The organism is Methylocystis sp. L43 (assembly GCF_015709525.1).
Lineage (GTDB): Bacteria > Pseudomonadota > Alphaproteobacteria > Rhizobiales > Beijerinckiaceae > Methylocystis.
Genome location: NZ_JADNRA010000028.1, coordinates 1 through 14,173, shown reverse-complemented (window position 1 = coordinate 14,173; position 14,173 = coordinate 1). Strand labels below are relative to the sequence as shown.

General features: G+C 63.4%; 16 protein-coding genes. 9 read left to right on the top strand and 7 right to left on the bottom strand.

The window, feature by feature from the left end; translation table 11 throughout:
- Positions 1 to 24 precede the first annotated feature (24 nt).
- Positions 25 to 609 (top strand): Uma2 family endonuclease, encoded by a 585-nt coding sequence (locus IYX23_RS09335; RefSeq protein WP_348643644.1) that lies wholly within the window; start codon positions 25 to 27, stop codon positions 607 to 609.
- A gap of 8 nt (positions 610 to 617) precedes the next feature.
- Here IYX23_RS09335 and ruvA read toward each other — a convergent pair whose 3' ends face one another.
- From ruvA to IYX23_RS09315, 4 genes are all read right to left on the bottom strand, one after another.
- The gene (ruvA, locus tag IYX23_RS09330; protein ID WP_196392521.1) at positions 618 to 1,232 is read right to left on the bottom strand and encodes a Holliday junction branch migration protein RuvA; all 615 of its coding nucleotides are present in this window, start codon (positions 1,230 to 1,232) and stop codon (positions 618 to 620) included.
- Positions 1,229 to 1,732 (bottom strand): crossover junction endodeoxyribonuclease RuvC, encoded by a 504-nt coding sequence (ruvC, locus tag IYX23_RS09325; protein WP_029648475.1) that lies wholly within the window; start codon positions 1,730 to 1,732, stop codon positions 1,229 to 1,231. The genes ruvA and ruvC overlap by 4 nt, the downstream gene beginning before the upstream one ends.
- Before the next feature lie 71 nt (positions 1,733 to 1,803).
- Positions 1,804 to 3,054, bottom strand: coding sequence for a dicarboxylate/amino acid:cation symporter (locus IYX23_RS09320; RefSeq protein ID WP_196392520.1), 1,251 nt, complete (start codon positions 3,052 to 3,054; stop codon positions 1,804 to 1,806).
- Positions 3,055 to 3,133: 79 nt separating this feature from the next.
- Positions 3,134 to 3,559: an iron-sulfur cluster assembly scaffold protein gene (locus IYX23_RS09315; RefSeq protein ID WP_196392627.1), complete on the bottom strand. Its 426-nt coding sequence runs from the start codon at positions 3,557 to 3,559 to the stop codon at positions 3,134 to 3,136.
- Positions 3,560 to 3,806: 247 nt separating this feature from the next.
- Between IYX23_RS09315 and folE the strand changes: the two genes are divergently transcribed.
- The 3 genes from folE (at position 3,807) to IYX23_RS09300 (ending at position 5,996) form a co-directional block, all read left to right on the top strand.
- Positions 3,807 to 4,436 (top strand): GTP cyclohydrolase I FolE, encoded by a 630-nt coding sequence (folE, locus tag IYX23_RS09310; RefSeq protein ID WP_196392519.1) that lies wholly within the window; start codon positions 3,807 to 3,809, stop codon positions 4,434 to 4,436.
- The gene (gene hisI, locus IYX23_RS09305; protein ID WP_196392518.1) at positions 4,436 to 4,825 is read left to right on the top strand and encodes a phosphoribosyl-AMP cyclohydrolase; all 390 of its coding nucleotides are present in this window, start codon (positions 4,436 to 4,438) and stop codon (positions 4,823 to 4,825) included. Before folE ends, hisI begins: the two co-directional genes overlap by 1 nt.
- Positions 4,826 to 4,997: 172 nt before the next feature.
- Positions 4,998 to 5,996, top strand: coding sequence for a patatin-like phospholipase family protein (locus IYX23_RS09300; protein ID WP_196392517.1), 999 nt, complete (start codon positions 4,998 to 5,000; stop codon positions 5,994 to 5,996).
- A gap of 8 nt (positions 5,997 to 6,004) precedes the next feature.
- On the opposite strand, the gene IYX23_RS09295 is transcribed toward IYX23_RS09300, so the two are convergent.
- Together IYX23_RS09295 and IYX23_RS09290 are read right to left on the bottom strand one after the other, a co-directional pair.
- Complete coding sequence (locus IYX23_RS09295; RefSeq protein ID WP_196392516.1) at positions 6,005 to 6,436, bottom strand: CBS domain-containing protein; 432 nt, start codon at positions 6,434 to 6,436, stop codon at positions 6,005 to 6,007.
- Positions 6,437 to 6,496: 60 nt separating this feature from the next.
- Complete coding sequence (locus IYX23_RS09290) at positions 6,497 to 7,195, bottom strand: rhomboid family intramembrane serine protease (RefSeq protein ID WP_196392515.1); 699 nt, start codon at positions 7,193 to 7,195, stop codon at positions 6,497 to 6,499.
- Between the two features lie 335 nt (positions 7,196 to 7,530).
- On the opposite strand from IYX23_RS09290, the gene IYX23_RS09285 reads away from it, so the two are divergent.
- The 4 genes from IYX23_RS09285 to IYX23_RS09270 all read left to right on the top strand — a co-directional run bounded on the left by IYX23_RS09285 (position 7,531) and on the right by IYX23_RS09270 (position 11,068).
- On the top strand, positions 7,531 to 8,082 hold the full coding sequence (locus IYX23_RS09285) for a PAS domain-containing protein (RefSeq protein ID WP_196392514.1): 552 nt from the start codon (positions 7,531 to 7,533) through the stop codon (positions 8,080 to 8,082).
- A gap of 409 nt (positions 8,083 to 8,491) precedes the next feature.
- Complete coding sequence (locus IYX23_RS09280) at positions 8,492 to 9,430, top strand: outer membrane beta-barrel protein (protein ID WP_196392513.1); 939 nt, start codon at positions 8,492 to 8,494, stop codon at positions 9,428 to 9,430.
- Positions 9,431 to 9,620: 190 nt separating this feature from the next.
- On the top strand, positions 9,621 to 10,418 hold the full coding sequence (locus tag IYX23_RS09275; RefSeq protein ID WP_348643643.1) for an autoinducer binding domain-containing protein: 798 nt from the start codon (positions 9,621 to 9,623) through the stop codon (positions 10,416 to 10,418).
- Positions 10,415 to 11,068, top strand: coding sequence for an acyl-homoserine-lactone synthase (locus tag IYX23_RS09270; RefSeq protein ID WP_196392511.1), 654 nt, complete (start codon positions 10,415 to 10,417; stop codon positions 11,066 to 11,068). Before IYX23_RS09275 ends, IYX23_RS09270 begins: the two co-directional genes overlap by 4 nt.
- A 424-nt stretch (positions 11,069 to 11,492) precedes the next feature.
- On the opposite strand, the gene IYX23_RS09265 is transcribed toward IYX23_RS09270, so the two are convergent.
- Entirely contained in the window at positions 11,493 to 12,959 is a 1,467-nt protein-coding gene (locus IYX23_RS09265) for a helix-turn-helix domain-containing protein (protein ID WP_196392510.1), read from the bottom strand.
- A 171-nt stretch (positions 12,960 to 13,130) separates the two neighbouring features.
- Between IYX23_RS09265 and IYX23_RS09260 the strand changes: the two genes are divergently transcribed.
- A partial coding sequence (locus tag IYX23_RS09260) for an ATP-dependent metallopeptidase FtsH/Yme1/Tma family protein (RefSeq protein WP_196398845.1) occupies positions 13,131 to 14,173 on the top strand: 1,043 nt, incomplete at its 3' end.

Here is a 14,173-nt window from a genome sequence, read left to right as displayed (position 1 = left end):
AGATGCGGCAAACGGAGCCGCGCCGTGAATCGCCCGTCCTCGCAATATGAGTATATGTCTCTCGACGATTTCGAGGAACTTTTGCCCGACAAGCCCGCCGACGAGAAGTGGGAGCTGATCGGCGGCCGCGTCGTGCGCATGATGGTTGGCGCACGCTGGGAGCATAAGCGGATCGTTCAAAATCTGACAGTCGCGCTAATGAATGAGTTTCGGCGGCGCGGGTCGGACTGTCGCCCCTTCGATGAGACGTTCTACCTGAAGCAGCGGCTGCTCGATCTCGCGTGCTTTCCTGACGTTATGGTGCGTTGTGGGCCGCTTTCGCCCGACGCGACCTCGCTCGACGACCCGGTCGTGCTCATCGAAGTTGTGTCGAAAGGCTCCGCCCATCGCGACAGATGGGAAAAATGGGGGCTCTATCAAAAGCTTCCGTCGCTGCAGCATTATGTGCTGGTCGAGCGCGACCATCTCGCCGTCGATGTCATCGACCGTGTCGAGGGCGGGTTCTTTGAACGTCCGCGACTCGGCGCAATAGAAGCGACCATGCGCCTCCCGGCGATAGAGTTCGAAACGACGCTCGCCGAAATCTACCGCGACGTGATTGCCGCCTGATCGCGCGCTCAGCGCGCGAGTTCGCGCAGGCCCCGGCGAATCAGCGCGCTCGCCTCGGCCGCTTCGCCAAGCTGTTTGAGGCTCTCGGCCACGGCGGCCGCCGCCTGCGGGCGCCCGTAGCCGAGATTGACCAGAGCGGAAATCGCATCGCGCGCCGCCGACGGCGCGCCCTCCGGCTCCTCGCCCGAGAGCCGCGCCAGGGCAGGGTCGACGGCGCCGAAGGCGGGCGCCTTGTCCTTCATCTCCGCGACGATGCGCGCGGCGAGCTTGGGCCCGACGCCCGGCGCGCGGGAGACGCTCGCCTTGTCCTGCATGGCGATGGCCGAGGCGAGATCGTTCGCAGGAAGAATTGAAAGGATCGCCAGCGCCACTTTAGCGCCGACGCCCTGCACGGTCTGCAAAAGGCGGAACCAGTCGCGCTCAGACTCGGTCGCGAAGCCAAAGAGCCTGATCGAATCCTCGCGCACCTGCGTCTCGATGGCGAGCGCGGTGGCTTCGCCGACGCGCGGCAGCTGCTGCAACGTGCGTGTCGAACAGTGCACGACATAGCCGACGCCATTAACGTCGAGAATCACAAAGTCCTCGCCATAGCTGTCGATGAGGCCTTTGAGCTTGCCGATCATGCCGAAATCCGCAGTCTCGCGCCGCGATGCTGGGCGTGGCAGATCGCGACCGCCAAAGCGTCGGCGGCGTCGGCGCTCGTCGCTCCGCTCGCCGGCAGCAACACCCGCACCATCATCTGCACTTGCGTCTTGTCGGCGTGGCCGGCGCCGACCACGGTCTTCTTGACGAGATTGGCGGCGTATTCGGCGATGACGAGGCCAGCAAGCGCGGGGGCGGTCAGCGCCACGCCGCGCGCTTGTCCGAGTTTCAAGGCCGACTGCGGATCGCGGTTGACGAAGGTCTCCTCGATCGCCGCTTCATGCGGCGCATGGTCGGCGATGACCCCCATCAGCCCCAGATGCAGCTGCGAAAGCCGCTCGCCCATGTTGAGACTTGCGTCGGAGCGCACGCGCCCGCAGGCGATGAAGGAGAGCCGCGAGCCCTGCGCCTCGATGACGCCCCAGCCGGTGTTGCGCAGGCCGGGATCAATGCCGAGGATGCGAATCGGGGCAGGGGTCATGCGGCGAGCGTAGGCGGAAAGGGGCGGCGGGGCGAGACTCTTGCGGCGTCTCTTGCGGCGTCTCGGACGCCTCAGGGCGGTCGCGTCTCCAGCGGCTCGCGCGTTTTGCCATCCAGCAGACAGCTGACCGTCACGTCGCCCATGACATTGATGGCCGTCCGGCAGCGGTCCAGCAGCCAGTCGACGGTGAAAAGCATAGCGATGTAGTCGGTGGGCAACGCGACCGCCTTGAAGACCATGGTCATCGTCACCAATCCCGCCTCTGGAATGCCGGCCGCGCCGACGGATGCGACGACCGACGTCACCACGACGATGAACTGCTGGCTGAGCGTCAAATGCATGCCGAGCAATTGCGCGACGAACAAGGCCGACATGGCTTCATAAAGCGCCGTGCCGTCATTATTGAAATTCGCGCCCACGAGCGCGCCCATGCTGGCGGACTCCTCCCGAAGCCCGACATTTTCGCGCAGGCGCGCATAGGTCACTGGCATCGTGGCGGTGGAGCTGCCGGTCGAAAACGCCATCACCAGCGCATCGCGCACGCCCCGCAGCAGTTCGAGCGGACGCACCCAGGAACCTAGACGCACGCGAATAAGGTAGTAGCCGGCTTGCAACGTCAGCGCCGCGAGCACGGCGACGACGAAGCCCCCTAAAGCGAGAAAATCGGCAAAGCCCTTCACGCCGACGATGCTGGCGACGATGCCGAACACGGCCAGCGGCACCAGATCGATGATCCAGTGCAGAATCGTAATCAGGCTGGTCAGCGCCACGTGAACGAGGTCTTCGACGGTGCGCACCTCATGATGCCGCAGGCTTCTCAGCGCGACGCCCAGCGCCACCGCAATGAAGATCACGCCCATCACCGTGCCATTGTCCGAAAATGGCCCGCCGATGCTCCTTGGCACGCTGTCCAGGAATTGCGCGAGAGGATCGGCGCCGGCTGCGGCTTTGGCGGGCGCGTGCGCCGGCGAGGGGTTCGACCATGAACCGGGTTGAAGGACATTGGCGACAAGGAGGCCGATGCCGATCGCCACCAGCGTGTTGGTCAACAGCAGCGTCACCAGCCGCAGGGCCTTCCGCCCGCCAAGATGCGCGCGCATCAGCGCCTGCATAATCGCCAGCAGAATCAGCGGAGGGGCAAGCGCCCCCAGGAGCCGCAGGACGAGCTTCGCCGGCGTCTCGAGCACTGCCGCCTGGTCGCCAAGCGTGACGCCAACGACAAGCCCCAGCGCCACGGCACCTAAGATTCGCAGATAAAGGGGTGTCGCGCGCCACCAGCCGAGGACGCCTAGGCGGTCGGTCGTTCGTTCTTGTGAGATCAAGTGCGCGGGGCCCTTGTCGTGGCTATAGATTGTGTCGAGGCGACAGGATGAGAGCTTTTCCGCCCTCTTCGGGCTGCGATCAAGCCTCCGCCTTTTTTACGGCGTCCGCGACTGCGTCAAAAGCCAGCATGGTCGACCCATGCCGGGCCTTGTAGTCGCGCACCGGCTCCAGCACCGCAAGATCCGCCCATTTGCCGGTCGGCGGCGGACCGTTCTCCTTGAGCATTCGGCGCAGCGCCTCACGCGCCTCGCGCAGCTCCTGCGGCGTGGAGCCAACCACATTGCGCGCCATGATCGAGGCCGACGCCTGGCCGAGCGCGCAGGCCTTCAGCTCATGCGCATAATCGGCCACTTTCCCGTCTTCCAGCCTCAGATCGACGGTGATCGTCGAGCCGCAGAGTTTGGAATAGGCCGAGGCGGTCGCGTCGGGGCGCGGCAGCCGGCCGATGCGCGGAATGTTTCCGGCAAGTTCCAGAATGCGTTGATTGTAAATGTTGTTGAGCATCGCCGCCGGTGCATTCAAGCCAAGGCCTTACCATCGCCTTGGTAAAACTCTATATAGTATTTTGCGCCCCTTCGCGAAAGCGGGGGGTCGCGCCGGGGCCGTCAGCGGCCCTCGTTAGTCTCGAATTCTCGCATGATCTCGAACCATCTGGAGAGGGCGACGATTTGAGGGACCGCCTCGCTGGCGCGAGGCATTCTCTGCCGCTGCGCCTTTTATAGGCGCGCGCTGAAGCATATGGAGGCGCCACATGGATGACGTGGTTAAGACCTGTCCCTTTTCTTCGCTCGAGACGGTTAAAACCGTCGAACGCCCCTCCCGCGATGAAGCCGAAGCCGCCGTGCGCACCCTGTTGCGCTGGGCGGGAGACGATCCGGACCGCGAGGGACTGCTGGACACCCCGCGTCGAGTCGTCAAAGCCTATGAAGAGTTCTTCAGCGGCTATCGGGAGAGCGCCGATGAGGTCCTGTCGAAAGTCTTCGAGGAGGTCGAAGGCTACAACGATCTCGTGCTCGTTCGCGATATTCCCTTCACCTCGCATTGCGAGCACCACGTCGTGCCCTTCGTCGGCAAGGCGCATATCGCCTATTATCCCAATGGCGGGGTTGTGGGCCTATCGAAGCTCGCCCGTCTCGTCGAGATTTTTGCCCGCCGCCTCCAGACTCAGGAGGCGATGACGGCGCAGATCGCGGCGGCGATCGACGAAGCGCTCGCGCCGCGCGGGGTCGCCGTGATGGTCGAGGCGGAACATATGTGCATGTCGATGCGCGGCGTGATGAAGCAGGGATCGTCCACGGTCACCATGCAGTTTTCCGGCGTATTCCGCGAGGATCCGACGGAGCAGGCGCATTTCTACACGCTCCTGCGCGGGGCGCGGTGATGTCGCAGGCGTCCAGAGAGGTGGAGGAGGGGAGCGTTTTCGCGCCGAAATTCGACGCGAACGGCCTCATCGTCTGCGTCACCACTGAGGCGGCGACGCACGAAGTGCTGATGGTCGCCTATATGAACGAACTCGCGCTCGAGAAGACGATCGAGACGGGTCTCGCCCATTATTGGTCGCGGTCTCGGGGCGCGCTTTGGCGCAAAGGCGAGACCTCGGGGCAGACGCAAAAAGTGCTCTCGCTGCGCGTCGACTGCGATCAGGACGCCGTGCTGCTTGAGGTCGAAGTCGGCGGCGACGGCAAAGCGTGCCATACGGGGAGAAAGTCCTGCTTTTATCGGGCGCTCGGCGACGAGGGCGCGCTGGTTTTCTCCGCCGTTGGCGCATAGGCGCCCATATTTGGCGGAAAGTTAACCTGAAGCCCACCTTCCGAAGCGCAGGCTGGTCTCCAAATATATCTTGTGCCGCTTACCATGACGGAGACGGCGGCGCGGGAAGGCCCGTATGTTATCGCTACGCTCACGCAACCCTCAACTTCCCGATGCCGAGGCGGCTGGCGCGATGACGGACGAACCACAAGCTCCTCCGACGACCCTCGTACGCAAGGCGGATACCGAGGCCAAACGGCAAAGACGCGGTCAGCCGACGATCGGGCTGGCGCTCGGCGCCGGCGCGGCGCGCGGCTGGTCGCACATCGGCGTGCTGCGCGAGCTCGCCGCCCATGACATCAAGCCGGACGTCATCGCAGGCACATCGATCGGCGCGGTGGTCGCCGGATGCTACGCCGCCGGCAAGCTTGATCAGATCGAAGCCTTTGCCCGCACGCTGACCAAGCGGCGCGTCTTCACCTTGATGGATCTCTCCTTCTCCGGCGCCAGCCTCATCACTGGCGAACGGCTGCGGTCCGCTCTGGAGAAGGAGCTCGAAGACGTGGAGATCGAGGAGCTGCCTATACCCTTCGCGGCGGTGGCGACTCAGGTTGGGACGGGCCACGAGGTGTGGCTGCAACATGGCTCCCTATCGCTCGCCATCCGCGCATCTTACGCGTTGCCGGGCGTTTTCGAGCCGGTGCGTATTGGCGATCGCTGGCTCTTTGATGGCGCACTGGTCAATCCCGTGCCGGTCACCGTGTGCCGCGCGCTCGGCGCGGAATATGTGATCGCCGTGAACGTCACCGCCGACACGATGTATCGCGCGCGCGTCATCCGCGACGATCCTACTGCACTGCATCAGGCCGCGGAGGCCGGGCCGTTCGGGGAGAAGGCCGACGCATCTTTCGTCGATCGGTTCCTGCCCCGCTATTTCGATCGTCAGCCGGGCGATGCGCCGAACGTCGCCACGGCGATGATCGACGCCTTCAACATCATCCAGGATCGCATCCTGCGTTCGCGGTTGGCTGGCGACCCGCCCGACGCGACGATCACCGCGCGGCTGGAGGAAGTCGGCATGTTCGACTTCCACAAGGCTGATCAGCTGATCCATGTGGGGCGCGAGGCGACGAAGCGCGCGCTGCCCAACATCTTCGCCCACATCCCGCTCTCGGCCCCGCCTGGTCCTTAGGCTTGGCCCTAGGCTTGGGCGATGTATTCGCGCATCGATCGGTGCTCTTCCTCGATGACGCGAATGCGGTATTTGACCACGTCGCCGATCGACACGAGGCCGACGAGGCGCGTTTCCCGGATCACGGGAATATGCCGGCGCCGTTCGATGGTCATCACGCGCATCGTGTTCTCGACGGCGTCGTCTTCTCTCGCCGGCTGAGGGCTGGGCTGCATATACGCAGATATGCGTTGCGTCAGCGCCTCCGGCCCGTCGAGCGCCACCGCCGACACAATGTCGCGCTCAGCGATCAGTCCGGCCAGTCGGCCGCTGTCGTCCAGAATGACGAGCGCGCCGATTCGATAGCGCATCATCAGCTGAGCGGCCTGCTGCAGCGTCGTGTCGGCGCTCGCAGTCACCACCTCTCTTCCTTTCTCTGCGAGTATGTTCGAGATCGTCATCTGGCCCTCCTTTTCGCTCGCGACCGGCCTCCCTCGCCAGCCGACGGGCGTTACTGCGAACTAAAGGGCATGCCGACCCGCGCGATCGAAGAAGCTGAAAAAGAGCAGGCCGAACAGAAACCCTCCTACGTGCGCTTCCCATGCGATCGCGCTCGACACGCCGACCGCCTGGGGAAAGGCGCCAAGAAGCACGTTCACCGCTAACCATGCGACAAGGAAAAACATCGCCTGTCGGTTCAAATGCAGTTGCGACAGCGAAGTGGAATGCGATTCCTCGTCATATGGCGCCCGGGGGCTGCGCCGCTTGTCCGCCAGCCGCGCTCCTGGCGTAAATGCGAAACGCACAATTGCCCCCATTGTTCCTGAGATTGCGCCTGATGCGCCCACGACAGGGGCGATTTCGTAAGGGTGCAGCGCAAGAAACAACAACGCGCCTGCGAAAGCGCTCGCGGCGAGAAAGAGGAGGTAGCGCGCCGAACCGAATCGACGTTCGACCGGCGTGCCGAATGCTGCAAGCGCTAACGCATTCACGATGAGATGCGTCCAGTCGCCGTGTAAAAAAAAGTAGGTGAGCATGGTGGCGTATTCGGCGCCGCCTTCAAGCGTCACGCGCGCCGGGATGAAGGCGAAAGTCGATATCAGCCAGTTTGAGAATTCCAAAGGGCCGTACGCGACGACGAACTGCGTCGCCGTCAGTACGACGATCAGCGTCTTGGTCACTGTCGGGAGATTGAAAATTCGTTCTCGCCTTGCGGGCACGTTCGCTCCTGTTCGTTTTGCTGGGCAGGGGCCCGCGCAGCCTCAATGCTAATCTAGCGCGACCGGCGTCGGCCAGCGTCCCGATTTGAAGCGCCTGGCGGCGAGGGCAAGCGCTGATTCGTGAGCGCCCAGCGGGTCGCTCGAGACAGCTTCCGCCCGGCTCAGCTTGTTGGTTTCACTCATAGGTTGCGGAGTCCTGGCCGTCGTAATCTCCGCCATCCTGGAGGTTGCCGCTCCGATGGCACGATCGCTGCTCTCTTCAGCAAGAATTGGAACGCGGCGGGGGCAGGCGTCCCAATTCTGGGCGGGGGCGCGCGAGCGTCGGGCGGAATTGAATGATATTACCGGGCACTAGGGAGCTTCACGACTATTGGGGTCGATTGAAGGGAGAACGGGCGGCGCCGGATCGAGCGGAAATCGATCCCGTCGCGATTCGCCATATTCTGCCCGACATATTCATCATCGAAGTGGACCCGGAGCGTCGACTGCCACTCCGGCTCTGTGGCGCTCGGGTTAACGCCCTCTGGCAGCGCGAGCAGAAGGGACGCCGTTTCCTTGATTGGTGGCGAGCGCAGCGGCAGGAGGCGATGGCTGAGGCGATGCGCCGGGTTATCGACGCCCAAACGCCGCTAGTCGCGCGCGCTCGGACAGCGCCGGACAGGGATGCGGCGGAACTCGAACTCCTGCTTCTGCCTCTGCGTCATTTCGGCAAGAGCTGTTCGCGCGTACTGGGGTCGCTTGCGCCCACGCAGCGGCTCGAGTGGATGGGAATTTGTCCCGTGGGACCACTCGATCTGGTCGCCGCGCGGATGCTGGAGCACAAGGCGGCGGAGGGCTCAAAAGAGGTTTGGCGCCGCGCCGAGATCGCGCGCCTGGCCGATGGTTAGCGGCTTTCAAAGCCTGCTTGCTGTGAGCCATCGCCTTCAATCACGTTCATAGCAGGGCGAGGCTTTACGCTTTTCGCGCGCGCCGATCACCCTTCTCGGCTGCTCCCTGCTCGAGCCGCGACGGGAATATCCCCTGGCGCTGTTAGTCGTTGGGGAATCGCGGCTTACGGCCACCCATTCGCCGTGGGCGTCACCGGTCTACATGTCGCCGAACCTCTGTCGTGAGCGAGAGATGTGGCGCCGGCGCCACACCCGTCCAGATTCAAACCGAGCGCCTGTGAAACCAGAGGCTTTTGCATTGACTGTGCGCGGCCTCGACTGATTGAGTGCAGTGCATGGCGAGCGATCGCTGAAGGTTTCAACAAGTCAATCGGGCGAAGATTTTCCGCCTCAAGCAACGAGGACACAGATGAAAAGAGCTCTTTCCGTCGCCGCTCTTATGGTTGCGCTGACGGGCTCGGCTTTGGCGGCCGATCTTCCCAGCTACAAGGCTCCTCCGCCGCCCCCGCTGCCGCCGCCCCCGCTGTGGAGCGGCTTTTACGTCGGTCTGAACGCCGGCGGGACATGGGGCAACAGCAACAACATCTGGACCTCGTCAGCCCCGATTTCCTCCCTCCCCGGAGTCGGCGCGGCCAATTTATATGCCGCGTATTCCGCGCTCGGGGCTTCGGGCGTTTCGCAGGGCAACACCAGCGGATTCATCGGTGGCGGCCAGATTGGCTATAATTGGCAGTTCTGGGGCGGCCGCCTTGTCGCGGGCGTCGAGGCTGACATCCAAGGCGTCGCCAGCAGCAACAGCAACAAGACGTCGGTTACCGCGGCGGGCGCATTTCCGTTTATCGCCGCCAGCGAAATCGTTACGACCGCGATCACGACCTCGAAGCGTCTTGACTATATCGGGACGGTTCGCGGCCGACTCGGCTGGCTCTTCACCCCGACCATGCTTGTTTACGGCACAGGCGGTCTCGCCTATGGCGGCGTCTCGGTGTCGACCGGCATCGCGCAGTTCAACAATGACTGCGCTCAGTTCCCGGCGGGATGTCTCGCTAGCTCTGCTTTCTCGTCTGGAACCTTTTCCGACACGCGCGTCGGCTGGACGGCGGGCGCCGGACTTGAGTGGATGTTCATGCCGAACTGGTCCGCCAAGGTCGAATATCTGTATTACGATCTCGGCAATGTCAGCTACTCGGCGGGCCTCTTGACAACCTTGGGCAATACACTCTTCCCGGGTAGCGTTGTCGCCGGAGTGGTTTCGCAGTCGCAGACTCGCTTCAACGGAAACATTGTGCGCGCTGGCGTCAACTATCACTTCAACTGGGGCAATGCCCCGATTGTTGCGAAATACTGATCCAGCCTGACGTTCGAAATATAAGAGCCCGGCCGATCGGCCGGGCTCTTTCTTTTGGAAAGGGCTCACGCCCCGTTTCGTCTTACAGGGGGGCTTAAGCCCCCCTTTTGCTATCTTCGCGGCCTGCGCATTGCCTCACTTCGGGCGACGCTGTATCAAATTGATAATTGTTTCCGGCCACAGGCGTCGCGTGTATTTCGAAGATGTTTTCGATCTCATCGATCGGCTCACGCGCGCCGACAGAATCCCTATTCCCAACAGCTTCCTCAGCGAGTTCCTGCGGGCGACAGGCCTCGCGAATGTCGCTTACCTCGCCTTCAACGTCCCGACGGGCCTGTCCGACCGACCTCTGCTCTCCGCCGCTCATGCGGCGTCGTGGCGAAAATCCCATGTCCAGGCGCGCCGTGTCGACCTCGAGCCCGTCGTACGCGCGGGCTTCGGGGGGATCATGCCGATCGATTGGCGCCTGCTGGATCGCGACGATCCGGTCGTTAGAAAACTCCTGGGCGAGGCGCTGGAGCTCGACCTCGGCGCCGACGGCGTCTCCATTCCCCTGCGCGGCCGAAGCGGCGAATATGGGCTGTTTAGCGTCTGCTGCCCTGAAGACGCTTCATCCCTGCTGTCGCCGCGCCATGACCTGATTCGCCGGCTCATGGTCATGAGCGCGATCTTTCACGTCAGCGTGCGAGACGCTTTCAAAGGAGAATCCCACGTTGACGTTCGGCTGTCGGATCGCGAGTTGGCTTGCCTGCGCCTCAAGGCCCGAGGAATTGACGATCATGAGATCGGAATCGCGCTCGGCGCTCGTGCAACTGCCGTGCGCTTCTGGCTCGAAGCGGCGCGCGCCAGGCTTCACGCCGCCTCCGTCGACGATGCGATTGAGGAAGCCTGCCAGACAGGGTTGATTCGCGTCGGAGTCGAACGGCCGCGTTCCGCGATCGAGTCCGCTCCTACGGACCTTTCTTCGGTCGATCGGCGGGAGCGATGATCGCGCTGCTGCCTGGCGAATCGCGCGCGCTCTTTCCCCGACTCATGGACGAGATGTATGGCCTGCGCCTCGGCGCTGCTCACGCGCATGCCGGTCGGCCGTCCGGCGCTGTTCATCGGCTGGCGGTCGTCGACTATTTTGATTCGCTGGATCCGCTCTACGTACTTGCCCTCGACGAAACGGAATGCGTCGCGGGAGCGCTGCGGGTTTTGCCGACTGCCGGCGTGACGATGTTGAACGATGCCTTCGCGGGAGCGGCGCCGGATGGCATACGCGTCGAAAGCCCGCTGATTTGGGAAGCAAGTCGTTTGACGCTCCGCGCCGCCGGAGATTTTCGCGCGACGGATGTCGCCAGCGATCGCACCATCGGTCAGCTCGGCGTCGCGCTGAATGCAATCGCTGAAGCCGCCGCGCTGACGCATGTGATCGGCGTTTTCGACAGGTCGATGCATCGCCTGCTGTCGCAGCGCGGTTGCGCAGGCGAAACATTAGCGCGGTCCATGCGCATCGACGGCGCCGACATGTGCGCTGTGCTTTATGAGGTCGGCGCTGCGATGAACGCGCCGTTCAAAAGTCTCGCCGGCGCCACGGCGCCGCCGATCAATCTTGCCGATCTAGAAAAACTACGCCAGACGGGCTGCCGGTCATGAGCACAACGTCTCGCGGGCGAGCGATCCAAGGGAAATAGACTAATGCGGGGCGTCGGCGTCTCGCCGCGGGGCGGCGAGCGACGCTTCTTCGTATGTGCGCGCGCGATTTGTCAGGCGTTCACGAAGGCTGTGATCGCAAGCGTGATAGCGGCGGCGGCGGCGAAAATTGAGAGAATCGCAGAGATCGCGTTCATGGCGTTTGTCCTGTGGCTCGCTGCCCATTGAGGAAACGAAGAGCCGCATCTGAGGCAGGCGCGACAAATTAGCGCACCGACTTAGAAATATGCCAAGTAGGAAAAGGTTTTGCGATGCACCTGCCACACCGCTCAAAAGAGCGCCGCGCTGATTCGGCTTGCAGCCCGTAATCCCGGCTTAAACAACGGTTAGTCGGCTGGGCTTCAGCGTCAGTGCGCCGCAATGACGATTAATCCGTCAAAGACATAAGCTTCGCTTTAAGGTCGCCGATTTCCAGCTCGGCCTGCACCTGAGTGCTGACGTCATATTGCACGCCGAGGAAATAGAGGAGGCGGCCGTCGGCGTCGAACAGAGGCGTGATGTTGAGCGTGTTATGAAAGAGCGCGCCATCCTTGCGATAATTGCGCAGCGTGACTTCGATCTGTTCTCGATTGCGGATCGCTTCGCGCAGCCGCAGTCTTCCCTCTTGGTCGCGGTCGCCGCCCTGAAGAAAGCGGCAGTTGCGTCCGATAATCTCGTCGAGTTCATAGCCGGTGATTCGCATAAACGGTCGATTGGCGTAAATGATCGGCGAATCTTCGAGTTCGGGGTCTGCGAGCGTGACGCCATTGACGCAGGCGTCGAAAATGGTCGTCAGCATTTTCGGAATGATTTCCGCTTCCTTGCGTAATGCGAAAAGCTGGCCTTTGTTCTGGCTTCTGGCGCGCGCCCACACCCGATAGGCGCTCGGCGCCATGCCGGCGAAACGCCGGAACGCGCGCCGAAAACTCGCCTCGTCGGCGAAGCCGGCGCTGGCGGCGAGTTCCTTGACCGGCTTGGCGCTGGTTTCCAGCAACATGCGCGCGGTCTCGACCCGTATCCGATCGATGAAGGTCTTGGGCGACTCTCCGGAGGCCAGTTTGAGCCTGCGATGCAGCGTTCGCTCGGACGTCGAAAGAGCCCGCGCCAGCTCCTGAGCGCTCATCGCCGCATCGGATTGCCGGATGATTCGCTCGGCGTCGGTCAGAAAGGCGCCGGCGCCTTCGTTCAGCGCCGCGGCGTTGTAGACGGTCTGGCCGCGCTGCGCGCCTTTGACGGGCGCCGCCTCGCCCAGGGTGACATCCGCCGCAATTCGCGCCGCATCGACTCCGCAAAGCGCGCGAACGACATGCAGAGCGACGTCGATCCACGACAGCGGGCCAGCGGCGGAGACCACTCGACGGTCCTCGATCAGCCGCGCGCCCCAGGCTGCGTCGATTCGCGCATACCGCTGCTTCAATTCTTCATGATGCCACCAGCTTGTCGTGCAGCGGCGGCCATCCAGGAGACCCGCCTCGCCGAGAAGAAAAACGCCCGATCCGCACCCTGCGATCAGCGCCCCGCGCGCGTGGTGGCGCCGCAGCCAGGCGGCCGCCGCGCTAAAGCGCGACATGTCCGGCGGCTTTCCGTCCTCGTCGGGCCAGAAACTCGGCACGATGATCGCGTCGCAGGTCGCAATGGCCTCGAATGGCGCCGCGACGGGGAAGATCGCTCCCGCGCGATCGCGGATCGACTCGCCGTCCGCGCTTGCCGTAACGACATAGAAAGGATTTTCGGCGTTTTGAGCGGGCGCGGCGGCGCGAACGACGGCGCGCCGCGCGAGCGTCAAAACATCCGTCAGTCCCGAGAAAGCCGAGCCCAGGCATTCATTTAGGCCGGCGATGACAATCTTTTTCATCCGCTCAACTTTTGGCGAATTATGACGCCTGTTTGGCTATTGCGCCATCCTGACCTAGATTACTTCTAATCTCATCCTGCGCTAGTCGAGGCATCTACGGCTCCGGCGGGGGGATGCATACATATTGGCGACGACGCCCGGCCCGCCGCGGCTCTCGTCATGGAGGTGAAAATGAAGGCGAATTGGAAGAAATATTTGCCTTGGGTCCTGTTCGTCGCAGTCGGCGCGTTGCTTTTCGGGCTGTTCCAGCATCAGCAGACCCGCACGCCGGCGCGCGAGATCACCTTCAGCGAGCTGCTGGTGCAGATCGATGAAGGCCGCGTCCATGACGTGACGATGTCCGGCAATGAGATTTCCGGCCACTTTAACGACAACCGCTCCTTCACGACCTACGCGCCGAGCGATCCGAGCCTCGTGCAGAAGCTTGAGTCCAAGAAGGTGCAGATCAGCGCCAAGCCTGCGAACGACAGTCCGGGTTGGCTCACGACTCTGCTCGTCAATGGCTTGCCGCTGCTGCTCTTCATCGCCGTCTGGATCTACATGGCGCGGCAGATGCAGGGCGGGGCAGGCGGCCGCGCGATGGGCTTTGGCAAATCGAAAGCGAAACTGCTGACGGAGACGCAAGGGCGCGTCACCTTCGAGGACGTCGCCGGCGTCGACGAAGCCAAGGAGGATCTGCAGGAGATCGTCGAATTCCTGCGCGATCCGCAGAAGTTCCAGCGGCTCGGCGGGCGCATCCCGCGCGGCGTGCTGCTCGTTGGACCGCCCGGCACCGGCAAGACGCTGCTGGCGCGCGCCATCGCCGGCGAGGCGGGCGTGCCGTTCTTCTCGATCTCGGGCTCTGACTTCGTCGAAATGTTCGTCGGCGTGGGCGCCTCGCGCGTGCGCGACATGTTCGAACAGGCGAAGAAGAACGCGCCCTGCATCATCTTCGTCGACGAGATCGACGCGGTCGGCCGCCATCGCGGCGCCGGCCTTGGCGGCGGCAACGACGAGCGCGAGCAGACGCTGAACCAGCTGCTCGTCGAGATGGACGGCTTCGAGGCGAATGAGGGCATCATCCTGATCGCCGCGACCAACCGTCCGGACGTGCTCGATCCGGCGCTGATGCGTCCGGGCCGTTTCGACCGGCAGATCCAGGTGCCGAACCCGGATTTCATCGGCCGCGAGAAGATCCTCAAGGTTCACGCCCGCAAGGTGCCTTTGGCGCCGGA